The 26,245-nt window shown below is 58.8% G+C and carries 21 protein-coding genes; 13 read left to right on the forward strand and 8 right to left on the reverse strand.

Annotated elements, in window-relative coordinates; genetic code table 11:
* Nucleotides 1-95 precede the first annotated feature (95 nt).
* The 3 genes from ACYVAC_RS16460 to ACYVAC_RS16470 all read right to left on the reverse strand — a co-directional run bounded on the left by ACYVAC_RS16460 (nt 96) and on the right by ACYVAC_RS16470 (nt 4,953).
* On the reverse strand, nt 96-1,496 hold the full coding sequence (locus tag ACYVAC_RS16460; protein WP_461098846.1) for a sigma-54-dependent transcriptional regulator: 1,401 nt from the start codon (nt 1,494-1,496) through the stop codon (nt 96-98).
* Between the two features lie 309 nt (nt 1,497-1,805).
* Entirely contained in the window at nt 1,806-3,251 is a 1,446-nt protein-coding gene (locus ACYVAC_RS16465) for a phytoene desaturase family protein (RefSeq protein WP_461098847.1), read from the reverse strand.
* Nucleotides 3,252-3,366: 115 nt separating this feature from the next.
* Entirely contained in the window at nt 3,367-4,953 is a 1,587-nt protein-coding gene (locus ACYVAC_RS16470; protein WP_461098848.1) for an acyl-CoA carboxylase subunit beta, read from the reverse strand.
* Between the two features lie 104 nt (nt 4,954-5,057).
* Here ACYVAC_RS16470 and ACYVAC_RS16475 point away from each other — a divergent pair, with 104 nt between their 5' ends.
* From ACYVAC_RS16475 to porQ, 4 genes are all read left to right on the forward strand, one after another.
* Nucleotides 5,058-5,591: a hypothetical protein gene (locus ACYVAC_RS16475; RefSeq protein ID WP_461098849.1), complete on the forward strand. Its 534-nt coding sequence runs from the start codon at nt 5,058-5,060 to the stop codon at nt 5,589-5,591.
* 42 nt (nt 5,592-5,633) lie between these two features.
* Nucleotides 5,634-6,365 carry an LVIVD repeat-containing protein gene (locus tag ACYVAC_RS16480; RefSeq protein WP_461098850.1) on the forward strand — a complete coding sequence of 244 codons (732 nt, stop codon included), beginning with the start codon at nt 5,634-5,636 and terminating at the stop codon, nt 6,363-6,365.
* Complete coding sequence (locus ACYVAC_RS16485; protein WP_461098851.1) at nt 6,362-7,066, forward strand: hypothetical protein; 705 nt, start codon at nt 6,362-6,364, stop codon at nt 7,064-7,066. The genes ACYVAC_RS16480 and ACYVAC_RS16485 overlap by 4 nt, the downstream gene beginning before the upstream one ends.
* Nucleotides 7,067-7,147: 81 nt before the next feature.
* Entirely contained in the window at nt 7,148-8,179 is a 1,032-nt protein-coding gene (gene porQ / locus ACYVAC_RS16490; RefSeq protein ID WP_461098852.1) for a type IX secretion system protein PorQ, read from the forward strand.
* A gap of 61 nt (nt 8,180-8,240) precedes the next feature.
* On the opposite strand, the gene ACYVAC_RS16495 is transcribed toward porQ, so the two are convergent.
* On the reverse strand, nt 8,241-10,130 hold the full coding sequence (locus tag ACYVAC_RS16495) for a beta-N-acetylhexosaminidase (protein ID WP_461098853.1): 1,890 nt from the start codon (nt 10,128-10,130) through the stop codon (nt 8,241-8,243).
* Nucleotides 10,131-10,285: 155 nt separating this feature from the next.
* Between ACYVAC_RS16495 and hslU the strand changes: the two genes are divergently transcribed.
* Complete coding sequence (hslU, locus tag ACYVAC_RS16500; protein WP_461098854.1) at nt 10,286-11,665, forward strand: ATP-dependent protease ATPase subunit HslU; 1,380 nt, start codon at nt 10,286-10,288, stop codon at nt 11,663-11,665.
* Between the two features lie 56 nt (nt 11,666-11,721).
* On the opposite strand, the gene ACYVAC_RS16505 is transcribed toward hslU, so the two are convergent.
* From ACYVAC_RS16505 to ACYVAC_RS16515, 3 genes are all read right to left on the reverse strand, one after another.
* On the reverse strand, nt 11,722-12,816 hold the full coding sequence (locus ACYVAC_RS16505; RefSeq protein ID WP_461098855.1) for a hybrid sensor histidine kinase/response regulator: 1,095 nt from the start codon (nt 12,814-12,816) through the stop codon (nt 11,722-11,724).
* A 42-nt stretch (nt 12,817-12,858) separates the two neighbouring features.
* Nucleotides 12,859-14,943 (reverse strand): sensor histidine kinase, encoded by a 2,085-nt coding sequence (locus ACYVAC_RS16510; RefSeq protein WP_461098856.1) that lies wholly within the window; start codon nt 14,941-14,943, stop codon nt 12,859-12,861.
* A 171-nt stretch (nt 14,944-15,114) separates the two neighbouring features.
* Nucleotides 15,115-15,546 (reverse strand): hypothetical protein, encoded by a 432-nt coding sequence (locus ACYVAC_RS16515; RefSeq protein ID WP_461098857.1) that lies wholly within the window; start codon nt 15,544-15,546, stop codon nt 15,115-15,117.
* A 98-nt stretch (nt 15,547-15,644) separates the two neighbouring features.
* On the opposite strand from ACYVAC_RS16515, the gene ACYVAC_RS16520 reads away from it, so the two are divergent.
* The gene (locus tag ACYVAC_RS16520) at nt 15,645-17,288 is read left to right on the forward strand and encodes a hypothetical protein (protein WP_461098858.1); all 1,644 of its coding nucleotides are present in this window, start codon (nt 15,645-15,647) and stop codon (nt 17,286-17,288) included.
* Between the two features lie 4 nt (nt 17,289-17,292).
* Here the strand turns inward: ACYVAC_RS16520 and ACYVAC_RS16525 are convergent, their stop codons facing one another.
* Nucleotides 17,293-18,486, reverse strand: a complete 1,194-nt coding sequence (locus ACYVAC_RS16525) for an MFS transporter (protein WP_461098867.1) — start codon at nt 18,484-18,486, stop codon at nt 17,293-17,295.
* 222 nt (nt 18,487-18,708) lie between these two features.
* Here ACYVAC_RS16525 and mltG point away from each other — a divergent pair, with 222 nt between their 5' ends.
* The 7 genes from mltG to ACYVAC_RS16560 all read left to right on the forward strand — a co-directional run.
* Entirely contained in the window at nt 18,709-19,746 is a 1,038-nt protein-coding gene (mltG, locus tag ACYVAC_RS16530) for an endolytic transglycosylase MltG (protein WP_461098859.1), read from the forward strand.
* A gap of 56 nt (nt 19,747-19,802) precedes the next feature.
* Nucleotides 19,803-20,216 (forward strand): acyl-CoA thioesterase, encoded by a 414-nt coding sequence (locus ACYVAC_RS16535; protein ID WP_461098860.1) that lies wholly within the window; start codon nt 19,803-19,805, stop codon nt 20,214-20,216.
* Between the two features lie 28 nt (nt 20,217-20,244).
* Entirely contained in the window at nt 20,245-21,198 is a 954-nt protein-coding gene (locus tag ACYVAC_RS16540) for a YihY/virulence factor BrkB family protein (RefSeq protein ID WP_461098861.1), read from the forward strand.
* Between the two features lie 371 nt (nt 21,199-21,569).
* Nucleotides 21,570-22,583, forward strand: a complete 1,014-nt coding sequence (locus tag ACYVAC_RS16545; protein ID WP_461098862.1) for a glycosyltransferase — start codon at nt 21,570-21,572, stop codon at nt 22,581-22,583.
* An 86-nt stretch (nt 22,584-22,669) separates the two neighbouring features.
* On the forward strand, nt 22,670-23,290 hold the full coding sequence (locus ACYVAC_RS16550; protein WP_461098863.1) for an L-threonylcarbamoyladenylate synthase: 621 nt from the start codon (nt 22,670-22,672) through the stop codon (nt 23,288-23,290).
* A 118-nt stretch (nt 23,291-23,408) separates the two neighbouring features.
* Nucleotides 23,409-24,422 carry a hypothetical protein gene (locus ACYVAC_RS16555; RefSeq protein WP_461098864.1) on the forward strand — a complete coding sequence of 338 codons (1,014 nt, stop codon included), beginning with the start codon at nt 23,409-23,411 and terminating at the stop codon, nt 24,420-24,422.
* Between the two features lie 539 nt (nt 24,423-24,961).
* The coding region (locus tag ACYVAC_RS16560; protein WP_461098865.1) for a DUF4331 domain-containing protein at nt 24,962-26,245 on the forward strand (1,284 nt) is incomplete at its 3' end.

Consider the following 26,245-nt stretch of genomic DNA (forward strand, 5'->3'; position numbering starts at 1 on the left):
CAAAGCGTGCCCCCGGCTGCTGGCCGGAGGCACGTGTATAGTTGGATAGTCCGTCCAGCAGCCGGTTATGGGGTTGATCGACGCCGATCCGGGGGTTATACCCCGGTCAGCTCGTTTTGTTGCATCAGCTTGTAGATCGACGAGCGGCCAATGTCGAGCTTGCTGGCCACCAGTCCCACGTTGTTGTTGAACTGACGCATGTGACTGGCAATGATGTCGAGCGTGTAGTCGCGCAGGGTGCGTGGATCGCTGGCTGGCTGCTCCTGGGTGGGTGCAATGGGGCTGAACAGCAGATCGTCGGCCTGAATCTCGGTGCCCTCGGCCAGCACAGCCGCCAGCTGCATCAGTGCTTTAAGCTCCCGAACGTTGCCCGGAAAGCGGTACTGCTGCAGCCGCTGGGCAGCCGCCTTCGACAGGGGCCGGACGGGCAGATTGTTGTCGCGGCAGAACTCCGTCTGGAAATGGGTGGCCAGCAGCAGAATATCCCCTTTCCGGTCGCGGAGGGGGGGCAGCGCAATGGGAAGCCCCAGCAGCCGGTAGTACAGATCTTCGCGGAAACGCCCCTGCCGCACTTCCTCGAGCAGGTTTTTGTGGGAGGCCGTCACCAGCCGAATGTCGAGTCTGACTTTCTCGTTGCCCCCTACCCGCACCAGTTCGCGTTCCTGCAGCACCCGCAACAGTTTGGTTTGCAGATTCAGGTCCAGCTCAGCAATCTCATCCAGAAACAAGGTACCGCCATTGGCCTCTTCGAAGCGGCCGATCTTCCGGTTTTGGGCCCCGGTAAAGGCCCCCTTTTCGTGTCCGAACAATTCGCTCTCGGCCAGCTCGCGCGGGATGGCGCCGACGTTCACCGCCACGAAGGGTTTGTGTTTCCGATCCGACAGCTGGTGAATGGCCTGGCTCACCAACTCCTTGCCCGTCCCGGTTTCGCCGGTGATAGTCACATTGATGGCCGTCCGGACGGCTTTTTCCACCATCGAAAACACGGGCTCGAGGGCAGGGCTACTGCCTTTGATAAGGGCCTGAACGGCCCGCTGGCCCGTCTGTTCGCCCGCCTTCGATGCCGGGCTGGAGGGAACGGCTGCCGGAGGCAGGCTCACAACCGGTTGCGCCTGCCCCCGATCCCGGATGGTCAGTATGGCTTTCCAGAGCAGATCGCGGGTCCGGTCGTCTTTCACCAGATACTCCTGGGCACCCGACCGCAACAGCTGCACTGCCGTTTCAACGTCGTTCTGGCCACTGATTACGATAACCGGCACCTCGGGCAACTGGGTGCGGATCCGGCGCAGCAGCTCGCCCCCATTGGCGTCGGGCAGGCTGTAATCGAGTGTGATCAGGTGAGGGGGTTTGGTCGCAATTGCCTTCAGGCAGTCTTTTGCCGTCGAAAACCGGTGCAGTTCATAATCCGGGTTCATCGACAAATGATAACTCAGTAATTCACCATACCAGAGGTCATCTTCAACAATGTAGATACGGTAGGCTGTAGACGCTTTCATAGATTCGGATCGGGTAGTTTGGCGTTAGTGGCACAAAGTCGGTTCGGCGGGCCGGGCAGGGCCTATATGACCCATTATCAATGCGTTAACAAGGCATCAGAGCCCTTCAGCCGCCTGACTTTTGTACCCTTTAGACGGTACGTTCGGCCATTGTAACGGTTGTTTCGACAAATGGTATGGAACCCGGGCTGAGCGGCCGGAAACACCCGCTTTTTGGCGCAAAAAGGCGGTTTAGCCGTGAGCCCAACCCATACGCTACCAACTGATCCACAGTAAGTTGACCAGCCATCAAGCGCCCCATCCGTTCGCTCAACCGTTTGATAAATGGATGGGTATGGGTCGTCTGAACACATCGGCCAGCACGTTGCGGGCTGCGTGGTAGCCACACATCCCATGAACGCCCCCACCCGGCGGGGTCGACGACGAACAGAAATAGATACCCGGCGCCGAGGTAGCGTAGGGCGAGAGGGTCGCGATGGGCCGCGTGAAGAGCTGCCCCAGGTCGATAATGCCGCCGTTGATATCGCCCCCTACGTAGTTGGGATTATAGGCTTCCATCGCTACGGTATTCATGGTATGCCGCGCCAGAATCCGATCGCGGAAACCGGGCGCAAACCGCTCGATCTGCTGCTCGATCACCGCCGTCTGATCCAGCGTGGAGCCGTTGGGTACGTGGCAGTACGCCCAGGCCGTGTGCTTGCCGGCCGGGGCGCGGCTGGCGTCGAACTGACTTTGCTGTGCCAGCAGCACATAGGGGCGGTCGGGGTGTTGCCCGTCGGCAACGGCCTGCTCGGCGGCCCGGATCTCGGCCAGGGTCCCCCCCAAATGTACCGTGCCGGCCTGCCGCGCCACCGGAGCCGTAAACGGAATGGGGCCATCGAGCGCCCAGTCGATCTTGAAAACGCCGTAGCCGTAACGGTACCGGCTCAGCCGGCTGCGGTAGAGCCCCGACAGCCGGTCGCCGGCAATGGCCAGTAGCTGTTTGGGGGTCAGGTCGAACAGCACCGCCCGGGCCTCGGGTATATCGGCCATCGACCGCACCAGCCGCCCCGTTTCAATCGTACCGCCCAGCGATTGAAAATACCCGCCCAGCGCGTTGGCAATGGCCTGCGACCCGCCGATCGGAACGGGCCAGCCGTGCCGGTGCCCGGCCGCCATGAGCACCAGCGCAATGGCCGACGTAGTCAGGTTGGTCAGGGGTTGAATGGCGTGGGCCGACATGCCGGCAAACAGCCCCCTGACCTGTTCGGTTTTGAAACGACGCGCCAGCACCGTAACGGGCGGCAGGGCTTTGAGCCCGAACAGGGCCATATCGATCGGGTGCCTGGGGTAGCGCAGCGGCCCCAGCACGTCGGGCGCCAGCGTGGGCCATCGGGCCACGATCGGCTCCATCAGGTCGCGGTAAGCCTCGGCATCGGGCCCGAAGTGGCGGGCCGTGTCGGCCACGTCCCCCTGCAGGGCAGCCGCCACACCCCCGTCGAGCGGATGGGCGGCCGCCACGGGTGGCACCACGAACTGCAGGCCAAAATCGGCCAGGGGCAGCGACTGAAAAAACGGCGATCCCACGGCCAGCGGATGAATAGCCGAGCAGATGTCGTGCACGAAACCCGGCTGGGTCAGTTCGGCCGACCGGGTACCGCCCCCGATAGTGTCTTTGGCTTCGAGCACCAGCACCGCCAGGCCCGCCCGCTGCAGCGTGATGGCGGCACTGAGCCCGTTGGGCCCCGACCCAACAACAACGGCATCATAACGCATAGGTAGGTAAGTAAGGTCAGTGGCTCCCCTCGCTATGCAAAGGCTCACCAATCCATCAACCCATTATCAGGTCAATTGATTGGTGAGCCCGTTTGAAAAAAGCCGGCCGACGAATTTAGAGCGGAATATTACCGTGTTTCTTGCGGGGCATGGTAGCCACCTTGTTCTCGAGCATACCGAACGCGCGGATAAGCTTGCGCCGGGTTTCGTCGGGCATGATTACTTCGTCGATGTAGCCGCGGTGTGCCGCCCGGTAGGGGTTGGCAAATTTCTCGGTGTAGTCGAGCACTTTTTCCTGCAGCTTGGCCTGCGGGTCTTCGGCCTCGGCAATTTCTCGCTTGAAAATAATCTCGGCGGCTCCGCTGGCCCCCATCACCGCAATTTCGGCCGTAGGCCAGGCGTAGTTCAGATCGGCGCCGATGTGTTTGGAGTTCATCACGTCGTAAGCCCCGCCGTAGGCTTTGCGGGTAATCACCGTTACGCGGGGTACGGTGGCCTCGCAGAAGGCATACAGCAGCTTGGCACCGTTGCTGATGATGCCATTCCACTCCTGATCGGTACCCGGCAGAAAGCCGGGCACGTCTTCGAGCACCAGCAGCGGAATGTTGAAACTGTCGCAGAAGCGTACGAAACGGGCCGCTTTGGTGCTCGAATTGGAGTCGAGTACGCCGGCCAGCACGGCGGGCTGGTTGCCCACCACCCCGATGCTGCGCCCACCGATGCGGGCAAAGCCGACGACAATGTTCTCGGCGTAGTTTTTATGCACTTCCATGAACGAACCCGCATCGACCAGTTCGTCGATTACCTCGCGCATGTCGTAGGGCTGGTTCGGGTTATCGGGAATGATAGTATTCAGCGCCGGCCGCGTTTCATCGGCCGGTTCGTAGGGCAACAGGGGCGTGGTGTCTTCGCAGTTCTGGGGTACGTAGCTCAGCAGCTGCTTGAGCTGCTGAATACAGGCCAGTTCGTTGGCGCAGGCAAAATGCGTAACGCCCGATTTGGTGCTGTGCGTACTGGCACCTCCCAGTTCTTCGGCCGTTACTTCTTCGTGGGTCACCGTTTTGACTACGTTGGGCCCCGTCACGAACATATAGCTCGTGTTTTCGACCATGAAAATAAAGTCGGTGATGGCGGGGCTATACACGGCGCCCCCGGCGCAGGGACCCATGATGGCCGAAAGCTGCGGGATAACGCCCGACGCTTTGGTGTTGCGGTAGAAAATATCGGCGTATCCGGCCAGCGATAGCACCCCCTCCTGAATCCGGGCTCCGCCCGAATCGTTGAGACCGATGATGGGCGCCCCGTTCTGCATGGCCAGGTCCATGAGCTTGCAGATTTTTTCGGCGTGCGTTTCCGACAGGGCTCCGCCAAAAACGGTAAAGTCCTGCGCAAACACGTAAACCAGCCGGCCGTCGACGGTACCGTAGCCCGTCACGACGCCATCGCCCAGGTAGTGTTCCTTGTCGAGACCAAAATCGCGGGTGCGGTGCATGACGAATTTACCAATCTCCTCAAACGAGCCCTCGTCTACGAGCAGGGCGATGCGTTCGCGGGCCGTCAGCTTGCCCTTGGCGTGCTGGGCATCAATGCGTTTCTGGCCGCCACCGAGCGCGGCTTCGGCGTTTTTCTGGGCCAGAATTTCGGTTTTCGATAGTTTGTGGTGATCGGCAGACGATACAGTCGTTGATGAGTCGGTAAGCATATTGTGGGGTTGCGGAATTGCTCGTGTCGACAAAGTTAATTTTTCTTGCCGATTCCAACCAGTTGGATTGTTTTTGTATCGACATTGGACAAAACCCACACCGTATGCGCAGCCCAATCCGATACAGCCTCGCGTTTCTGTCTCTGCTGACCCTCGACGGTTGCTGGAAACCTTATCCCCCGACGCCCGCCCTGGATTCGGATACCTACCGCCCCATCTACGCGTCGGCCGCCACCGTCCGTACCATCCAGACCCTGGGTCCCCAGCCTTATCGCAAGGTGGGCAAGATCTACGTTAAAGACCAGTACCTGCTGATCAACGACATCGGCACGGGTATTCACGTGGTCGACAACCGCGACCCGGCCAACCCGGTTCAGCTGTCGTTCATCAGCATTCCCGGCAATCAGGAGATGGCCGTGCGCGATTCGTTGCTCTACGCCGACAACACAACCGATCTGGTTACGATCAGCCTCACCAATCCGCGCCAGCCCCGGCTGGTGAATCGGCTCGCGTCGGTTTTTCAGCAACAGAACTTTCCGGACCTGACCAACATCCGCTTTGCCTGTCCCGACCCCAGTCAGGGCGTCGTGGTTGGCTGGGAAAAAGCCCCGGTCGACAATCCCCAGTGTTTTCGCTAGGTGTTCACCGGTGGCTACCCCGCTCCCATTCGTCCTGATCCTATGAACCGATTCGTTACCCTGTTGCTGCTGACGGGTTTGCTGAGCTGCGGCAAGAGTGATTCGCCCACCCCCGGCAACGGCGTGGGCGGCTCAACAGCCCGCTTTACCCTGGCCGGCACTACGCTCTACACCCTGAGCGATCAGTACCTGCAGACCTATGATCTGCGCACGGGCACCCCTGTTCAGGGGCCTAAACAACAACTTGGCCTGGGCCTCGAAACCCTGTTCCCCTACGGCCAGCACTTGTTTGTCGGCACCCGCACGGGTATGTTCATCCTTAGTCTGGCCCAGCCAAGTGCGCCCAAACAGGTTGGGTACTACAGCCACATGCTGAGCTGCGACCCGGTGGTGGTACAGGGTTCCTATGCCTACGTGACGCTGCGCAGTGGCACCACCTGTCGTAGCCAGGGGCCCAGCAGCCTCGACATCATCGATATCTCCACCATCGAGCAGCCCAAACTAGTCAAAAGCTACCCCATGACGAGTCCGCATGGCCTGGGGGTATATGGCACGACGCTGTTTGTGGGCGAAGGCGACAAAGGGCTGCGGATCATGGACATCAGCAATCCGCTCGACGCCAAAACCGTGCAGTACCTTACCGATGTAAAAAGCTACGATGTGATCCCACTGAGCAACGTACTGATCGTGACTGGCCCCGACGGGGTGTATCAATACAGTTATGCCGACCCGACCCAGCTGAAACTGCTGAGCAAAATCTCCCTGACGCCATGAGCCGCACGCGTTACCGGTTTCTGCTGGGAGGCCTGCTCCTGACAGCCGCCACTGCCGGGGCGCAGCCGGCGGTCTCCCCCCCCGACATACCCCGCCAGCCCGACCGGCGCTGGGTATTGAAATTTCCGTTTCTAAGCCTGCTCGATATCGACAACACGGTGTCGCTCGGAGCCGAGCGGCTCCTGGGCGACCACCACGCGGTGCAGGTCGAAGCGGGTTTTGGCTGGCTGGGTATCAACCTGGCCGGGCAGACGCAGGGAAACCGCTACCAGACCCGCGATGTCTGGCGCGGACGGGCCGAGTACCGCTACTACGTTCATCCCACCGCCCCCGGATCGGGCCTCTACCTGGCCCTGGACGGATTTTACAAGAAAATCGACGGGCTGGAGGCTGTGACCGTAGGCGTGGGCTGCGCCACGGGCAACTGTCAGTATTACCAGTACACGACCCAGCACGCCCAGAAATTTACCTGGGGCGGTCACCTCAAGGTGGGTCGGCAGTTTTCCCTATCGGCCAACGGGCGGCTCGTGGGCGATCTGTATGTGGGTCTCGGCGCCCGCACCCGGTTTATCCGGCGCGACACGCCCCCCGGCACGATTTATTACACCAACGACAAGCTGTTCGAGATCAGCACCTTCAACCAGCGCGAGGGAACGATTCCGAGTCTGGCCCTCGGCATAAAGCTCGGCTACCGGCTCTAGCGACAGCGGTTCGGGCCCCGACCTGGCCGCTACGAATGGAGAAATAGCGTTTCTTTGCAGCAACTAACCCCTGCTCTTCGGTTGAACGCCCGCGTCTGTTTCTGCTTTCTACTTGGCTCCCTGCTCGGCGGAGCAACCGGGGTAGCCCAGCCCTTGGGCGGGCAACGCATCTTTTCATTTCTCGACCTGCCCACCCACGCCCGGGTGGCGGCCCTCGGCGGGCAGACAGCCACGGCTACCCAGCCGGCTGCTCCCTACTACCAGAACAACCCCGCCCTGGCCGACTCGATGGCCACCAACCAGCTGGCCATCAGCCTGATGCCGTACCTGGCTGCAGCCAAATACTACACGCTGCAGTACGGGTTGCCCATAAAGAGCCGGGGCCGGTGGGCCGTGGGCCTGCAGTACCTGACCTACGGACAGCTGGACCTGACCGACCCGACTGGCAATTCGCTCGGCACATTTTCGGCCAACGATTACGCCCTGGGCCTGACCCACGCCCGCACCGAAGGCAACTTCACGCTGGGAGCCACGGTCAAGGCGGTAGGGTCAAGCATTGAGAGTTACTCAGCCTTCGGGCTCCTGGCCGATCTGGGCGGTATCTGGCGGCATCCCAAACGCCAGTTTACGGTGGGGCTGACGGCCAAAAACGTAGGCTACCTGTTTCGTAATTATGGCCCGGCCGACGCCGAGCTGCCCTTCGACCTGCAGGCTGGCTTTACCCTCAAACCACAATATGCCCCCCTCCGGCTGACCCTGACGGCCCACCACCTCCACCAGTTCGACATTAGCTACAACGACCCCGCCCTAAACGTTCGCTACGATCTGAGCGGCAACCCAATTCCGCAGCCCATCAGTACGGCCGAGAAACTGGCCCGGCACCTGAGTATTGGGGTTGAACTGCTGCTTCACCGCCATGTCAACCTGCTGCTCGGGTATAATCACCAGAAACGGGCCGAGGGCAGACTGACATCGGGGGGGGCAGGCTTTAGCTTCGGGGCATCGGTACAGGCCAGCGGGTTTCAGCTCACCTACGGCCGGTTCACGTCGATTCCGACGGCGGGCACCAGCCAGCTTTCCCTTCGCGTCGACCTGGACCGGCTGCTGCACTAACCAGGAAGCCCGACCTGCCAGGCAGGTCGGGCTTCTTCACAGGATCAGGCTTGGTCCGACGCTAGGAGCGCCCGGCCCGTTTCTGCAGCTCATCGCGCGACAGGGTGATCAGATGCCCGATGGGTTTGCCGTTTCGGTACGTAATTACCCGCAGCGTGACAGGTCCGTCGGGCAACTCGACGGGTTGGGTATAGAGCGTCGAAAACTGATCGGGCATGGTATCGTCGGTGCTGTAATAAATAGCCAGCCCCGGCGCTTCGCTCTCCAGTTCCAGCCGCAGTTTGCCGTCGACCAGGGTTGTTTTGACGATGGCGTCGTAAATCGCTTTCGAGTAGTTGATCTGCGCCACATCGGCCCGGTCGAACTGGTTTTCCAGGCGTTTGACGAAGCCCGGCCAGTTTTTCGTTTCTTTCGGCGACCAGTACACTTCCGATAGCGCCCAGGCCCGCGGGTAGGTCATATACTGGGCGTAGCGTAGGGTTGGCACCTGCTCGGTCCAGAGGTTACCCTGGCCGCCCAGAATATATTTTGCGTCGACGCCGTCGGGCACAGGCTCATAACTGTAACTCTTGCGCGTACGCAGGGCCGCGTAAATCGGCGGATCGACGGACGGGTCGCCCTGGTTGTAATCCAGGTAAGCGAAGGTCGAGGGGGTCATAACCACGTTGTGCCCCTGCTGAGCGGCTTCGATCCCTCCTTTGATACCCCGCCAGCTCATCACGGTAGCCCCGGACGAGATACCGCCTTCCAGAATTTCATCCCAGCCCAGTAGCTTCTTACCCTTCGCCGTCAGGATTTTCTCCACCCGCCCCATGAAATACCCCTGCAGGTCTTCGACGTGCCGGATGTTTAGTTTTTTCATCAGCGCCTGACAGCCCGGGTCCTGCGCCCAGTAGCCTTTGTAGCACTCGTCGCCCCCCACGTGGATGTAGGGGTTGGGAAAGAGCGCGGCCACTTCGGTAAATACCTTGTCCAGAAAGTCATACACCTGCTCATCCGACGGGTTGAGGGTATTTTCGACGTTCATTTTAAACGTGCCGTTGCCGTACCACTCGGAGAACTCCGTACCGGGATCGACCGATACGGGCGCTTTGGTGCAGCTGAGGGTGGGGTAAGCCGCCAGCGCGGCCATGCTGTGGCCGGGCACGTCGATTTCGGGTACGATGGTTACGTTTCGGGCCTGCGCGTAAGCCACCACCTCCCGAATATCATCCTGGGTGTAGAAGCCCCCGTAAGTAGCCTTTTCACCGGGTTTAGGGTCGGCCCGGTTGCCGAAGTGACCGGCCCGGTCTACCCGCCACGCCCCCACCTCGGTGAGCCTGGGCAGCGACTTGATTTCGATTCGCCAGCCGTTGTCATCGGTCAGATGCCAGTGAAAGGTATTGAACTTAAACCGGGCCAGCTCGTCGATGTATTGTTTCACCGCTGCTTTGGTAAAGAAGTGGCGGCTCACGTCGAGCATCACGCCCCGCCAGCCGAAGCGCGGGTAATCGACAATGGAAACGGCGGGTAGTGTCCAGGTCCGGGGGGCCTGTACGGCCGTGGGATTTTCGATTTCTTTGGGCAGCAGCTGCAGCAGGGTCTGCATGCCGTAGAACAAACCGGCGGGTTTGTTGGCCGTTATGACGACACCCTTCGGGGAGCTGTTGAGCGTATAGCCTTCCTCACCCAGCTGCGCGTCGGGCGTGCCCGTCAGGTTGAGCTGAATGGTTCCCGACGTGCCCGGACTGGCCGTCAGGGCAAAGTTGGTCGGCTTGCTTAGTCGCTGTCCCAGCCAGCTGGCCACGGCCTGCCCGTCGGGTTTGTTGTACTGAATGGTGGTCTTTTTTGTGAGCGTATAGGCGCCGGTTCGGGTCTGCACGCTGACGGGTTGCGGAATCAGACTAACGGGAGACTGGGCGCGGGCGGTGGTGATACACAGCCATAAAACGAGGAATCGACTTAGGTACATGCGGGGCAGAATTGATAACTGAGTACTAAAGCAGGCGGTGCGCGTCCTTTAACGATCAACGGCTGAAACCCAAATTTACCCCTTCACCGTGGCACATTTTTCGGTTTCCTGCGTTTCTCAGGGGTGAGCGCTTTTCTACGCTCCTATTTGTGTCAATGACCCAGTTACTCAAAGACCTTACCCCCCGGCAGATCGTTGCCGAACTCGATCAGTACATTATTGGCCAGCACGACGCCAAGCGGAACGTAGCCATTGCCCTGCGGAACCGGTGGCGTCGGATGAACAGCCCGGCCGACATGCAGCGCGAGATAACCCCGAACAATATTCTGATGATCGGTGCCACGGGTGTTGGTAAAACCGAGATTGCCCGGCGGCTGGCCAAAATCGCCGATGCGCCCTTTATCAAGGTCGAAGCGTCCAAATTTACCGAAGTAGGCTACGTGGGCCGCGATGTGGAGAGCATGGTGCGCGACCTGGTCGAACAGGCGGTCAACATGGTGCGGTCGGCCAAGAAGGAAACCGTGAAGGTGCAGGCCCAGCAGCTTGTCGAAGATGCCATTCTCGATATTCTGATTCCACCCGTCAAGTCGACGCCGGGCGCGGTGGGCTTCAACCCCGACAATCAGGCCGACAGCGAACTCAACGAGCGGACCCGCGAACGCTTCCGCGAAAAAATCCGCTCCGGAGAGCTAGACGATCGCAAAATCGATATCGACGTGCAGCAGGCGCAAACGCCTAACATCGGCTTTATGGGGGGCGGTATCGACGATATGTCGATGATGAACATTCAGGACATGATCGGCAACATGATGCCCAAGAAAGGCCGGAAACGCAAAGTAACGATTGCCGAAGCGCGCACCATCCTGCTCGAGGAAGAAGCCGCCAAGCTGATCGACATGGATGAAGTGAAAGAGGAGGCCATTCGGAAAGCGGCCGACGCCGGGATCATTTTTATCGACGAAATCGATAAAGTGGCGTCGGCCCGCAGCGGCAACGGCGGTGGCCCCGATGTGAGCCGTGAGGGCGTTCAGCGCGATCTGCTGCCCATTGTGGAAGGTAGCGCCGTCAACACCAAATACGGTATCATCCATACCGACCACATCCTGTTCATTGCCGCCGGTGCCTTTCACGTGGCCAAACCAAGCGACCTGATTCCGGAATTACAGGGCCGTTTCCCGATTCGGGTGGAGCTGCAGAGTTTATCGGAGGATGATTTCTATCAGATTCTGAAAGAGCCGAAGAACGCGCTGACCAAGCAGTATGTAGCCATGCTGCAGGCCGAAGGCGTATCGCTGACCTTCAACGACGATTCGTTGCGCGAACTGGCCCGCATTGCCTTTGCCGTCAACAGCGAAGTCGAGAACATCGGCGCCCGCCGGCTCCAGACGGTGCTGAGTCACCTGATGAACGACTTTATGTTCGATATCCCCGACGTGATCGGCGCCAATGCGCAGGTTGTGGTAACGAAAGAACTGGTGGGCCAAAAACTGGACGGACTGGTGCAGAATCGGGATCTGAGTCAGTTTATCCTGTAACGCCCCCCCGTCAGCCCGAAGGGCCGAAGCGGCCAGCCGGCTGTCCCCCACCGGGGTCAGTTGCTGGCCGCTTCGGTGGCCAGGGGCAACCACACACCAACCGTGGTCTGGCCAGTACCCTGATCGTCGATAAATAACCGGCCGCCGTAGAGTTCGGTCAGGCGTTTGACGATATACAGCCCCAGCCCCGCCCCCTGCTGCTCGAAAACCTCCCGGTCGAACTGCGTGTAGGGCGCAATGGCGGTCAGGTGTTCGGGAGCAAAATAGCGGCCCTGGTTGCTGATACGCAACGCGTAGCCCGCATCCTCATGGCGCCCTGAGATGCCAATGTGCGCCGGCTCCAGCGAGAACTTGACCGCGTTGTCGAGCAGCTCCTCGAGGATTTTGGCCAGGTTTTCGGCATTGATGTTCAGCTGCGCCGGCAGGATGTCCAGGCTGGTCTGGATAACCTCTTCATAGCGAGGCTTAATAGTTTCCAGCGTGCACCCGACCGTTTTTTCCGACAGTAGCGCACTGCCCCCAGCTACGGTTGCCGACGGCATCATCAGATCGTTGGCCAGGCGACTGTTGTCGAGCGTCCGTTTCAGCCGCAGGCTACTGGCCAGAATCATACTCAGCATATTCTGGAGTTCGGCCTGTGCGAAGCTCTGGTGGAAATCGCGCAGCAGCTGGGCAAACCCGACAATACCGCTCAGGGCCGTATTGTATTCGTGGGCCGACAGCCGACCGAGCTGGTACCACTGCTTTTCGAGCTGCGACTGCATATCGAGTGCCCGCCGTTTTTCCTGCTCGAGCCGGGTGTCGATGGCCTTCAGCAGGTCGCTGCTGGTAAACGGCTTGGTCAGGTAATCATCGGCGCCCAATACCATGCCCTGCCGTAAATCGACCAGGTCGGCCTTGGCCGTCAGAAAAATAAACGGTACCGTGGCCAGGGCGCGGTTGTTACGAATCATGCCCAGCACCTGGTAGCCATCCATTTTAGGCATCATCACATCACACAGGATCAGGTCGGGCCGGTGTAGCAGGGCCTGCATTACCCCTTCGTGACCATTGGATGCCGTGGCAACCGTGTATCCCTTCAGGGTCAGCAATTCTGCCACATTCTCCTGGATCTGGAGATCATCTTCGATTACTAATAATTGTGTAGCCATAGTCTTAATAGGTTAACGTCTGTTTGGGTGGACAGCCTGCGTCTACAGGGGCAACGTAATGGTGGAGGTAGTGCCAACGCCCTCCTGACTCCTGATCTGTAAGTCTCCCCCGTGTAACATTACAAATTCGCGGGCAATAACCAGACCTAAACCCGACCCCTGTATGTTAATGGTGTTGCGTGCCCGGAAAAAGGACTCGAACAACTGGGCCATATCATCGGCCGGAATTCCGATGCCCTGGTCAATAACGTCGGCGGTCAAGGCCTCTTCACCGAAGGTGATCCGGAGCTGGGGGTTGTGGGCCGAAAACTTCATGGCGTTGGAAAGCAGGTTAACCAGCACGTGTTTGATGAGCGTTGTATCGAGCGACAGTTCATAGGGTGTTCCAACCACCTCCACGTCTACCGTTCGGCCGTCGGCCCGATCGGTGTAGTGCATGCTGATCACATCGCTGACCAGCGCCAGTAGCTGCACGGGTTTAGGGTTGAAGGCAATACGCCCTGCCTCGACCCGGCCCATCGTCAGCACATCCGACAACAGTTCGCTGTAATTAACGATCTGTTTTTCAATAATACCCACATGGCGCTGAATGGCTACGGCCGATTCAGCCAGCGGCTTTTCGAGGTATAGTTTGATCAGTTCGACGCTCGACTGTATGGTAGCCAGCGGGGTGCGAAACTCGTGGGAGGCTGTTCGCACAAACTGCGATTTCATCCGGTTCAGATCCTGCTCGCGCTGCAACGACTGCTGCAGCACCCGTTCAACTTCTTTTTGCCGGGTAATGTCGATGGCAATGTGCACATACCCCGACACATCCCCCAATTCATCCAGAATCGCAGTACTGGTCAGGAGAACCGGCACCTCCCGACCATCTTTTGTTTTCAGACAGCATTCGCTGTTCTTGCCTTGTATGGGGTCGTTGATCAGCTCCTCGTAGTAGGTTTCCTGCTCGTCAAACTGCTGATCGAGCAGCACCGGATGAAGCATATCGTGGCAGCACCGCCCCATAAGTTCATGGCTTTGATAACCCACCAGCCGTTCGGCAGCCGGATTGACTGTCTCGATCTGGCCCAGCGCATTGGTCGACACGATGGCCATGCCGGCATAGTGCAAAATGGCATGCTGCAGGGCCGAAAGCTGGTAGATTTCGGCTGTCCGCTCGGCCACCAGCCGGTTCAGATCGGCCGTCGACTGCCGAAGCTGCTCTTCCGTTTCTTTCAGGTTTGTTATGTCCTGGCAGGTCAGCAGCACGCCATCGCCACAGGGTGTCAGCGTTACATCGCCCCACACCAGGCGCTGATCAGCGCGTAGGTAGTGCTGGTAAAATCGCTGCGCCCGGCGCGTTTCGACCACCTCGACCAGCCGTTCGAAGAAAAAACGGGGTAGCGTGTCTGCCTGGGGGCTTTTGAGCAACCGGCCCGTCATGTGTTCCTGCGAAAGCCCAACGATGTAGGCGTTCTGCGGATTGGTAAAATCGAAGCGGAAGTCGACAATGCGTCCCTGTTCGCGAATGGCCTGCCAGAGCACCAGTCCCACCGCACAGGTATCGACCACAGTTTTGAGCATCTGGTTGCGGTCCTGCATCTCGGTGTTCAGGGTATGGAGCCGTTGTCCGGCTTTTTCGAGCCGCATGCGGTTCCGGCGCAGCTGCAACAGCGAGACCACCTGGCGGGCCAGCGATTTGAGCAGGCCCGCCTGCTTTTCCGATAGCTGCCGGGGCTCATGATCGGCCACACAGAGCGTACCCAGCACATAACCCTCATCGTCGACCAGGGCAACGCCCGCGTAGAACTGCAGATTAGCTTCGCCGGTGACCAGAGGCAACTGCTGAAAACGAGCGTCGGCCCGTGTGTCGGGCACAATCAGCACCTCGCTGGGATGCTTAATCGCGTAATTACAGAAGGTAAGGTGTCGCGGCAGGGTTTGCCAGCCCAGCCCCCCGTGCGATGCTTTAGACCACTGCCACTCGTCGGTCAGGAAATTGATTTGCGACAGGGGTGCCTCGCATACATGCGCAGCAATCTGGGCAATCGAGTCAAAATCGTCTTCAGGCTCGGTATCCAGAATACCATAACTAGCCAGCGCAGCCAGCCGGTTGGCTTCAGCAGAAGGTATGGCAGTTAACATACACAGATTGGTAAGAGCGGTTGAATTGGGTTGTAAACCTTGGGCAGTGAGCACTGTTTTTGACGATAAGAGCAGCCAGGCGATCGGTGCTGACGAGAGTGAACCGGTACCCGCTTTGCTGATGTAAGTCGCAGGCCGAATCCAGCCTCCGTAATCGAGTTGGCCATCGGTTCAGATTGCCCCGGCTGCCACCAGTCTGGTCAGCACGGTAACCAGCTGAGCAACGGCCCGGTCGGTATCCACTCGTTTCTGATCCGGCGGATCAAATCGGTTAAAGGGGCGAAGTTCCAGCACGTAGGTTTCATCGGTTTCATTAGTGTCTACGGGGGTAAAACGAAGGTATCCAGTTACCGTTACCGGCAGTAGCCCATGAGCGGCTTTGAACCCCTCGAGCAATTTTTTCAGCAGGTTAACAACAACCTTGCCAGTCTCATATCCGGGGGCCGGCACGAACTGTACATACGCCAGATTGCGATCAACAAGTCGCTGTTCCTGAGTGCTATAATGCCCTTCACAGCTGGAAAAGGTCTGTACAATACCGGTTGCATTAAGGGCTTCGACCAGGGGGCGAATACCGGGCTCCAGATCAGTTTGTCTATCCATGAGAATTAGTTTTTTGAAATCGCTGTGCGTCTGGTGGGATGTGGCCGGGTCTTTGCCGGATTTACACCCGTTAAGCCCGTTCTGGCGGGCCCGGTTTTATGCGCGCTGACCGCCTGTCGACCCTCACCATCGGTTATCTCTTCACACCTGTACTGCTCTTTGCAGGCACCTGGTTCCGCCCCGTGCTGGCCCTGCCGGCCCTGCTCCTGCTGTGTGGTGGGGTCTGGCTCCTGTGTCGCGAGGCCGAGGCCCTGCCGGCACCCGATCGCCCGCTGACGCATCCCGAACGATTGGCCTGGCTGTCCGCTACACTGTTCTTTACGGGCATAAGCGGTATAGGCGCCTGGGTCGGTCAGCTCAGTGACTATGATAAGCATAATCTGCTTTTCAATGATTTAATTCGTCAGCCCTGGCCCGTTCGCTATGCCAATCCGCAACGGGCCGCCACGCCCTGGCTGTGTTATTACGTGGCCTACTACCTGCCCACGGCCGCCCTGATGAAAGTACTGCCCCTGCGGCTGGCCGATTTCGTCTCGACGGGCTGGGGGCTGCTCGGCATCGGCCTGGCACTGCGCTGGGCCATCCGGCTGCTGTCGCCCTCCCCCTACCGCCTGCCGGCCGCGGCTCTGCTGCTGTTGCTGGCCGGTATCGACATACCGTATCGGTTCGGGCCAGCCCTGTTCATCGAACACCACGGTAACTGGAACGCCTGGTGGGAGGCTGTACTGGCGGGCCGGGCCAGCCAGTACAGCCAGTACGTGCCGCCCCGCTATTTTTTCAGTGGCGGACGCTGGGAGCATAGCCTTTCGGCGGTACCCCTTATCGACCAGTTGCAGCAAACGCCCCAACACGCACTGCCGGGCTGGCTGGCCGTGGGGCTGTGGCGCACCCGGCAAACCAACGGTCAGCACCCGGCGGGGCTGCTCTTTATCGGAACGGCCCTGCTGCTGTGGTCGCCGTTTGTGGCGCTGGGGCTGGCGCTGCTGGCCGTCCTCGACTGCCCGGTACTCCTCCGACCGCTTGCCTGGCTCCATCGCATCTACACCCCGTCGGCGTTGCTGCTGCTGTTTTTGCTGGGCGGTTATCTGCTGGCGCATACGCCCATCGCCTACGCCGGCCCCATAACCGATGCCTGGCAAACGCCAACCGACGGGCTGTTGCAGGCGGGTTATCTGCTGCTCAACTACGGCCTGCCGGCGGGACTGCTGTGCTGGCTGAGTCGATACCTGCCCGATGGGCGGCCGTGGGCCCGCCTAGCTGGCCGGTCGGCACTAGCCATTGCGTTGCTCAGTTCAATCTACGTGGGGGTGTTCAATGATTTCTACATGCGCACTATCATTCCGGCGCAGTGGCTGTTTCAACTGGCTCTGCTGGCGGGCCTGCTGGGATGGCTCGATCAGCGCCATCGGGATCAGGACCATTTTCGGTGGCCGGCATCCCGGTGGCCGGCATCCCGGTGGCCGGCATCCCGGTGGCCGGCAGTCCGGTGGCCGGCCCTGTTGCTGACGTGCTGGGTGGCCGTTGGCCTATTCATGCCGGTTCGGCTGGTTGGCTTTACGCTCTGGGCCCTCCGGTTTCCAAAACCTATCCCCCGCAGCATCCTGAATGCGACCCGTATTCGGCACGAGGCCGACCTATCGCACCTCACGGCCGACCCGCACGATCCCAAGGCCGACTACGCCAGCCAGTATCTGGGCAAACGCGATTCGTTTGCCAGCCGCTATCTGCTGCGCCAGCCCTGAACAACTAGCTCTGAGTCGCCCGTTGCCGCTGCCGCAGGGCCAGGTGAACAATGGCCAGTATGGCCAGCAGCGCCGAAACGCCAAACGACATGGTGCCGCCCCGCTCGGCGCCAAGCCCATTGAGCAGCCAGCCCGACCCCAACGCGCCCAGGCCAATACCCGCTTCGAGCGCAATGTACATGGTGGCCATGGCCCTGCCCCGGCTTGTTTCATCGCTTAGATCGGCGGTCCAGGCCTGAATGGTGGGTGAATTCATGCCCGACGCCATGCCATAGAGTACAGCCGCCGTCCAGAACCAGCCCGTCGAGTGGGTCAGCATGAGCATCCCCATCGCCAGGGCCAGCACCCCCGACGATATCAGCAGCACTGGTACCCGACCATAGCGGTCGGAGGTGCGGCTGAACACCAGCCGCACGGCCAGCGAGGCCAGCGTGTAGACCGTAAAGAACAGCCCTTTGTTGGCAATCCCCAGCGATGTACTCAGACCCGACACGAGGGTCAGGATAACACCCGACGAAAACGACTGCAACAGCAGCACGATAAACGGCGGCAGCGCCTGCCGTTCGAATAGCTCGTGCCGACGCAGCCGGAACAGATTAAACCGAAAGGGCTGCGGATTCGCCAGCGTTTCGGGCATCCGGAGCAGAATCAGAATCGACAGCAGCGCAAAGGCCGATGATGTCCAGAACATAACGTTCATGGAGAATGACGTTGCCAGCCAGCTGCCGATAGCCGGCCCCAGCGACATACCCATAGCCGTAAAGAGACCCAGCATACCCATGGCCTCGCCCCGCCGGTCGGCCGGCACCACGTCGGCCACGTAAGCCGAGGTAGCAGTCGGTTTGGTGCCCGTTGAAAAGCCATGAATGAGCCGCAGCGTCAGAAACCCACCCACTGTCAGCAGGTACGGATACAGGAAGCCACAGACGAAACACACCACCGAACCAAATGCCATGACGGGCACCCGCCCCACCGTATCGGTGATTTTACCGCTGAACGGCCGCGACAGGCCGGCTGTCAGCGTGAACAGGGCAATGATGAGCCCCACGTAGTCGCGGCCGCCCAGCCGGGTCAGGTAGTCGGGCAGCTCCGGAATCATCATGGAGAAGCTTGCCGAGAACAGGAAGTTACTGACACACAGCAGCCAGAACGAAAACGTGTAGAGGGCGGATCGCCCGAAGGGATGACGAATCTGGATTGTTTTCAGAAGAATACGGGACGAATGAGTACCCAAAAATACAGCTTCCCGGTGAATCCCACGGCCTGCCTTTGACCAAAACCAACGCCCTTCCTGCCCGAACTGGCCGACGCCAGACACACGGATTGGCCGAAATTGCCCTAAATTTGCCGTCGCAACGGCTACCCTCCCGTCACCTGACGACCGGGCTGGCGCCGTTGTCCATCCTTACGTCCTCTGGTTATGTCGCGCAACCTTAAAATTGGTCTTTTCCTCACCGTTTCTATCCTGCTCACTACGTTCACATTTTACTTCTGGCAGATTTTTCGGACGCCGAACCTCCAGGCGAAAGAAAACGACAAAACATTTGCGCTCCTGATTCCGCGTGGCTCTACGTTCGAGTCGGTCATGGATACGCTGAAAGCCCACAAGGTGGTCGATGATGAAATGTCGTTCCGGTTTCTGGCCAAGCTCATGAAATACCCGGAGCACGTGAAAGAGGGCCGTTACGAGATTGAACCCAAAACCGGCAACCGGGCTGCGCTGGTCAAACTGCGTAACGGCAGTCAGGATGCGCTGCCGGTAACGTTCAATTCGATGCGCCAGAAAAGCGATCTGATTCAGCGACTGGGCAGTAAATTCGAGTTTGGCCCCGCGGCTCTGGGCAAACTGCTCAACGACCCCGCCACCTGCGAGCGCTTCGGCTTCGACACCACCACCATCGTGTGTTTGTTTCTGCCCAATACCTACGAGTTTTTCTGGACTGTCAAGCCCGAAGCTTTTCTAGAGCGGATGGGTACCGAATACAAAAAATTCTGGACCCCCGACCGGCAGGCGAAAGCCAAAGCGCTGGGCCTGACCCAGACCCAGGTGCAGGTGCTGGCTTCGATCGTGGCGGCCGAAACCAACAAGCGCGACGAACAGCCCCGGGTAGCGGGGGTTTACCTCAACCGGCTGCAGCGGAGTATCAAACTTGAAGCCGACCCCACGGTCATCTTTGCCCTGCGCGACTTCACCATCCGGCGGCTGCTCAACAAACAGCTTACCGTCGACTCGCCATACAACACCTACCGATACGCCGGCCTGCCCCCGGGTCCCATCAACCTCCCTGCCCCGGCCACCATCGACGCCGTGCTGAACGCCGAAAAACACGATTACCTCTATTTCGTGGTCGACGCCCGTTTCAACGGCTACCACACGTTTTCGAAGACCCTGTCTGAACACCTGGCCAACGCCCGGCTCTACCAGCAGGCTCTCACGAAAATGAAAATCATGAAATAACACCCAGAAGACCAGCCCCCGGGTTGGTCTTCTTTGCTTTTTCGTCAACACGAACCATGCTTATTCACGATGTCACGAACCTGCGGGTTCGTTATTTCGATACCGACCAGATGGGTATCGTATACTACGGCAACTATGCCCGTTTTTACGAAATCGGCCGCGTCGAAACGATGCGCTTTATCGGCCTCGACTATAAAGAACTGGAAGACAAGGGCGTTGGCATGCCGGTCTACGACATGACAACCCGGTTTCTGCGCCCGGCCCGCTACGACGACCTGCTGACTGTGCGGGTGACGGTACCGCAAATGCCCAAAACCCGGATGCTGTTTCAGTACGAGATCTTCAATCAGCACGGGCAGTTACTCAATACCGGCACCACCACCCTCGTTTTTGTCCGCTCCGACAGCGGTCGCCCCTGCGCGGCCCCGCCCGAACTGGTCGACGCGGCTAAACCTTTCTTTACCCCATAGGTTTATCCGGTAACGTTCTGATATCCCTATGCTTGAAAAATTAAAGACCATCGAGTCGGTTCGCAAGGCCCGCATCTGGCTGTATGACCACCGCGCGTTCGACTCGAAGGTGTCCTGGTACGCGTTTCTGTCGAGCATGGGCAAGAAAATTCTCGACAACGATACCAGCGAACGGGCGGCATCGGTTTCCTACAGTCTTATTCTGGCCGTTTTCCCAACCGTTATTTTTCTCTTCACCCTGATTCCCTACATCCCGATCGACCACCTCGACGATCGGATCATGGCCTTTTTCCGGCGCGTTCTACCGGGCAATACCTTCAGTTCGGTCGACACAACCATCCGCGACATCGTGAGCCGGCCGCGCGGCAACGTGCTCTCACTGGGTTTTCTGCTGGCCCTCTACTCGGCCACGAGCGGGCTTGTGGCGCTGATGAACGCCTTCAACTCGTCGCACACGAGAGCCGACCGCCGGAGTTTTTTTAAAATCCGGCTGACAGCCGTAGGGCTCACTTTCACGTTAGCGTTTTCGCTTATCCTGGCTATCGTGGTGCTGATCGTAGGCGGGGTTGTCAGCGATTATCTGCTGCGCTTCAACATCCTCAACAACGACGTGTTTGTGTACCTGCTTTCGCTGGGGCGGTATCTGGTCGTTTTCGCCGTTTTCGTGGCCGCGGTTTCGGTTATCTATCGCTACGGCCCCGATATCAACATGCGCTGGAAATTTGTCACACCCGGCAGTGTTGGGGCTTCGCTGCTGATCGTGCTGACCACGCTGGGCTTCTCCTACTACGTCTCAAACTTTGGTTCGTACAACAAACTTTACGGATCGATCGGCACCCTGATCGCACTGATGATCTGGATTAACCTGATTGCGCTGTTGCTCATTCTGGGGTTCGAGATGAACGTTTCGCTCTACGATGAAGGCCCGGGAAAGCCCGACCAGGCCCGGCCGAAAACAACAAACGCCACCTCCGATAGATGAAGTGGCGTTTGCGAACCCTAACCCATAAATGTAAGTACCTCACAGCCGAAACGCTACCGAAGTAGCAGTGGGCCGTAATTGCCTGAGGAATTATCGAAAACCGTGCCAGAAAAAACAGCGCACGATGGTCGGCAGGGCTGCCTGTCGGGTCTGATTAGCAGCAACGTGCCGGTAGGCCGGCGCGTTGGGTTGCCCGGCGCGGTCAGCGTCGGGGCACCTGACGACAAGGTTGTTGAGCGATTTTCCGGTAAAACCGTTGGCTCAAAATGATCGCCCCGCCCCGTTAAGTATTTATACTTTTGTAGACAGGAAGCGAATAAATGCGATTGTATGTAATCGGAGCGCTTTTCCTGTAAACAACACGTACTCGTATGAACTCTGTTACGGCCCGGGCCGACCAGCTGCCAATGGGCCCGTATCTCAACCAGATCAAGCCCTGGGTAAGCGTAATCTGTACCAGCTACAACCACGAAGCCTTCGTGATCGAAGCGCTTCAGTCGGTCGTTGATCAGGATTACCCCAACGTTGAATTGATTGTTATCGACAACGGCAGCAGCGATCAGTCGGCCCTCCGGATCGGCCAGTTCGCTGAAAAACACCCGGCCGTGCGCTTCCTCAAAAACCTGACCAATTTGGGGCTGAACCGGGCCTTTAATCAGGGACTGGCCCTTGCCCAGGGTCGCTATGTGATTGATCTGGCCGCCGATGATGTGCTGTTACCCAGCCGGATCCGCAAGCAGACCGAACTGTTCGAACGCCTGGCCGGCCCCTACGCCGTCGTCTTTTCCAACGCAGCCTACATCGACGCACAGGGGCAGCTGCTGCGCTACCACTACCCCATCGACGAACAGGGCCATGCCCGTATGCGGGTCCCGTCGGGCAACGTCTTTCGCGACATTCTCCATCGCCATTTCGTTTGCACCCCAACCATGATGATGCGCCGGGATGTGCTCAACGAACTGGGGGGCTACGATGAATCGCTGGCTTTCGAGGATTTCGATTTCTGGGTTCGTTCGGCCCGCACCTACCACTACGCTTACCTCGATGAAGTGCTGACCCATAAACGCCGGCTCAGCGATTCACTCGGCCGGCAGGTGCTGCTGCGCAACAATCCGCTGCTGGCTTCGTCGCTGATCGTCTGCCAGCGAGCCCTGGACCGTTGCGCCACGCCTGACGAACGGCGCGCGCTGGCCGACCGCATTCGGGGGTTCGTCCGGAAAGCGTTCTACGCCGAGCAGTTCGACCTGGCCCGGCGCTTCGGGCAGCTGCTTGCCAACATCGAACAGCCCGACTTGGTTACCCGGCTCTTTCTGGGTCTAAGCTACGTACACCTGCCGGTCAACGGGGTTTACCGGCGTTATCGGCACTGGCAGCGGGGCCGCTAGGCAAACCGGTTTCGTACCTTTGGTGTTGTATAGGCCAGGCAGAACCGGTTTGGCGGGTCTGCCCTCACCCGATACCCTCCTGACCAATGGCTGCTGAACTGCTTAAACTTTACCCCGACAATCCCGACCTGCGCCGGATCGAACAGGTTGTAAAAGCCCTGCGTGATGGGGCTGTGATCATCTACCCCACCGATACGGTCTATGGTATGGGGTGCGATATCCATAACGCCCGGGCGGTAGAGCGGGTCGCCCGCATCAAGGGCATCAAACCGACCAAAAACGATTTTTCGTTTATCTGTTACGATCTGAGCCACATTGCCGACTATGCCCGGGTGAGCAATCAGGCCTTCAAACTGATGAAGCGGGTATTACCGGGGCCCTTTACCTTTCTGCTCGAAGCCAGCGGCAAAGTCCCCAAGCTGCTCAATACAAATAAAAAAACGGTGGGTATTCGGGTGCCCGACAACGCCATTCCGCGTCAGATCGTCCACGAACTGGGCAACCCCATCATTACGACCTCGATCCGCGACGACGACGAAGTCATTGAATACTCAACCGATCCGGAACTGATTTTCGAGAAGTTCGCGCACCTGGTCGATATCGTGATCGACGGGGGGTATGGCGGCAACGTGGCGTCGACGATTGTCGATGCGACCGACGACGACTTTACCATCATCCGGCAGGGACTTGGCGAGCTACCGCTTTGAAAGCTTGTCGTTTGCTTGTATACTTGTAGCTAAATCGTGGGGGTGTAGTTTCCTTTCGGACGGAGCCACACCCTTTTTTATGACCCCACGAAGCCTGTTCATTTATCGACTTTACCCCATGCGCGTCTCGATAGTCGCTTTATCGATTGCCCTTCTGGGGCAGCTCACCAGCTGCTCATCTACCGAATCATCCGATAAGAAAACCGCTGGCAAAACGGCCGGCACCGATTCGACCGGCACGGCCGATTCATCGGCTACGGCCCTTAAACCGCTGCCGGCCAAGCGTCCCAACGGCTCGGTGAGCACAGGCGACTCCACCCTCGACTCGCTCACCTACGCGCCTACCGGTGCCATTCTGCCGAAAAAGCGCATCTTCGCTTACTACGGCAACCCTCATTCGAAGAAAATGGGCGTGCTTGGCAAGTATCCTAAAGAGGAGATGCTGCAGCGGCTCGACAACGAAATAAAGAACTGGCAGAAAGCCGATCCGGCCACGCCAATCCAGCCCGCTCTGCATTTGGTAGCGACCTCGGCTCAGGGCGCGCCCGGCAAAGACGGCAAGTACCGCCTGCGCATGTCAGACCGTACGATCAAAAAAGTACTTAAATGGGGTAATGAGCATCAGGCCATCGTGTTCCTCGACATCCAGATTGGCCTGGCCCAGCTGGGACCCGAAATGGCGTACATGGAGAAATACCTTAAGCTGCCCTTCGTACACCTCGGTATCGATCCTGAGTTTTCGATGAAAACGGGGGCCCGGCCCGGTACAAAGATCGGTAGCTACGATGCCGCCGACGTAAACGAAGCCGTTCGATTCCTGAGCCGCATCGTTCGTGAAAACAACCTGCCCCCCAAAGTGCTGGTGGTACACCGCTTCACGCAGGGCATGATCAAGAACTACAAAAACATCAAGCTCGATCCGAACGTGCAGATCGTCATGGACATGGATGGCTGGGGCCCACCGGTACTCAAGAAAGACTCCTACCACGATTACATTCAGAAAGAGCCGGTTCAGTACACAGGTTTCAAACTGTTCTACGAGAACGACTTCCGCAAGCCCGGGTCGCGCATCATGACCCCCGCCGAAGTACTGGCCCTTGATCCTAAGCCCATGTACATTCAGTACCAGTAAGTCCGGGTTTTACCCCTTTAGTCGAGCCTTCCCAATCTGGGGAGGCTTTTTTTATTGAGAGTACGGTAGCAAAACGAACCACTCACTCAAAAAAAATCAAATCCATCTATAAATCGCAATAAGATGATTCAACGTATATGACACCGAAGTACCTTTCGAGCACCCAACAGACACTAACCCCTACTGCATGTAGATAACCTGTACAGTTTTCCGTCATTTTGCGGCCGGCACACTACTGCCCGGACCTGCCCCCTTCTCCGCTATTTGCTGGCTATTCTGCACTAGCTATCCGGCTCTCATACCGGCACCCCTCCTGCGCTTCCTTTCCTGGCAGGTCGACAGTTTCACTGCTCGCCTTTACTCCCGCAGTTCGCTTCGCAGCGAAACAGGTTCATTATTTTCCTGTCTGCGCCTTACTACTCAGGAGCCCCTCTTATACAGGCGACTTACTGATTCGCCATGCGCTGGCGTACGCCGGTTGTCGATGCGCACGCCATTCTCCAGACTGTTTAGTATTTACATTTAGCCAGACAAACACGATGCACACGTCTTCTTTGTTTTTTGGCCAGCTCAGGGGGTTATGCCTGGGTTGCGCACTTGTACTGCTGAGTATCGGCAGCTTTGCCTCCAGTCACCGGGAGGCCCCACTCATCTCGCAGGATCCGCTGGCCGACAATACGGATGTCTACGCGTTCAAAAGCCCCGACGATCCAAACACGATCACGATTATCGCGAACTACATTCCGTTTGAATCGCCCGATGGCGCACCGAATTTCTACGACTTCGGCACCAACGTGCGCTACGAGATTCACATTAAGAACCGGGCCAATACCGCAGGCGACGATATTACGTATCGCTTCACGTTCACGAAGGTCAACCAGGACCCCACCACGTTTTTTTACGAACGGCTGGGCAAACAAAACCTGAAAACCACCTACCGCTGCGAGAAAAGCACCGATGGGGGTAAAACCTTCACGACTATCGTAGCCAATGGAATGGTGCCACCCGCCAACGTAGGGCCCCGCACCATCGAAAATGCTACCGTTGGCCTCGACACGACCTACGATGCCCTGGTTCAGCAGTCGATCATGTCGGCCACGTCGGGCGAAAAGGTGTTCTGTGGTCCCGTCGACGATCCGTTCTTCGTCGATCTGGCGGGGGCTTTCGATGTGGGTAACTTCCGGCCCGATGGCAACTCCATCAACCCGCCCAAAGATGCCCTCAACCGTTTCAACGTCCATTCCATTGCTATCAAGGTACCGATTGGTCTGCTTCAGAAAGACGGCAAAGACATTGGCCAGGCCACCAGCATCCTCGACCCTGATTATGTGATTGGCGTGTGGGCATCGGCCAGCCGGCAAATGATCCAGACGCTCTACATGGCCGGCGACGTGGGCAACGATGGACCGTACGTACAGGTGTCACGGCTGGGCATGCCCCTGACCAACGAAGCCGTTATTCCCATCGGTATGAAAGACCGCTGGAACGCCACCAGCCCCTACGCCGGACAGGACCTCCCCTTTGCCAAGTACCTCACCAACCCCGAACTCGCCCTCTACATGGACGATTCGCAGTTCGGCGGTGCCGTGCCGTCGCTCAACGCCCTGCGTATCCAGAGTAACTCGCTGGGTAAGTTCGACTTCCGCAACGGCAAGCCCGGCCTCTTCGGCCTCAAAGGCAGTGCCGCCCTCGAGGGTACCGCCCTGGCCGAAAACGCCTTCGGACCCATCCTGCTGCCCGACAACAAAAGCCCCCGCGCCGTCGATCTGCTGCCCATCTTCTACACCGGCGTGCCCAACCTGGCCCCCTACCAGCTGGCCACC

This window comes from Spirosoma luteolum, assembly GCF_054778875.1.

Excerpts from the sequence above, each read along its gene's own strand:
- ACYVAC_RS16460 (WP_461098846.1), bottom strand. The coding sequence starts at position 1,496 with ATGAAAGCGTCTACAGCCTACCGTATCTACATTGTTGAAGATGACCTC.
- hslU (WP_461098854.1), top strand. The coding sequence starts at position 10,286 with ATGACCCAGTTACTCAAAGACCTTACCCCCCGGCAGATCGTTGCCGAA.
- ACYVAC_RS16550 (WP_461098863.1), top strand. The coding sequence starts at position 22,670 with ATGGCTGCTGAACTGCTTAAACTTTACCCCGACAATCCCGACCTGCGC.
- ACYVAC_RS16495 (WP_461098853.1), bottom strand. The coding sequence starts at position 10,130 with ATGTACCTAAGTCGATTCCTCGTTTTATGGCTGTGTATCACCACCGCC.
- ACYVAC_RS16510 (WP_461098856.1), bottom strand. The coding sequence starts at position 14,943 with ATGTTAACTGCCATACCTTCTGCTGAAGCCAACCGGCTGGCTGCGCTG.
- ACYVAC_RS16465 (WP_461098847.1), bottom strand. The coding sequence starts at position 3,251 with ATGCGTTATGATGCCGTTGTTGTTGGGTCGGGGCCCAACGGGCTCAGT.
- ACYVAC_RS16520 (WP_461098858.1), top strand. The coding sequence starts at position 15,645 with ATGCGCGCTGACCGCCTGTCGACCCTCACCATCGGTTATCTCTTCACA.
- ACYVAC_RS16480 (WP_461098850.1), top strand. The coding sequence starts at position 5,634 with ATGAACCGATTCGTTACCCTGTTGCTGCTGACGGGTTTGCTGAGCTGC.
- ACYVAC_RS16470 (WP_461098848.1), bottom strand. The coding sequence starts at position 4,953 with ATGCTTACCGACTCATCAACGACTGTATCGTCTGCCGATCACCACAAA.
- ACYVAC_RS16555 (WP_461098864.1), top strand. The coding sequence starts at position 23,409 with ATGCGCGTCTCGATAGTCGCTTTATCGATTGCCCTTCTGGGGCAGCTC.
- mltG (WP_461098859.1), top strand. The coding sequence starts at position 18,709 with ATGTCGCGCAACCTTAAAATTGGTCTTTTCCTCACCGTTTCTATCCTG.
- ACYVAC_RS16540 (WP_461098861.1), top strand. The coding sequence starts at position 20,245 with ATGCTTGAAAAATTAAAGACCATCGAGTCGGTTCGCAAGGCCCGCATC.
- ACYVAC_RS16545 (WP_461098862.1), top strand. The coding sequence starts at position 21,570 with ATGAACTCTGTTACGGCCCGGGCCGACCAGCTGCCAATGGGCCCGTAT.
- ACYVAC_RS16505 (WP_461098855.1), bottom strand. The coding sequence starts at position 12,816 with ATGGCTACACAATTATTAGTAATCGAAGATGATCTCCAGATCCAGGAG.
- ACYVAC_RS16475 (WP_461098849.1), top strand. The coding sequence starts at position 5,058 with ATGCGCAGCCCAATCCGATACAGCCTCGCGTTTCTGTCTCTGCTGACC.
- ACYVAC_RS16515 (WP_461098857.1), bottom strand. The coding sequence starts at position 15,546 with ATGGATAGACAAACTGATCTGGAGCCCGGTATTCGCCCCCTGGTCGAA.
- ACYVAC_RS16535 (WP_461098860.1), top strand. The coding sequence starts at position 19,803 with ATGCTTATTCACGATGTCACGAACCTGCGGGTTCGTTATTTCGATACC.
- ACYVAC_RS16485 (WP_461098851.1), top strand. The coding sequence starts at position 6,362 with ATGAGCCGCACGCGTTACCGGTTTCTGCTGGGAGGCCTGCTCCTGACA.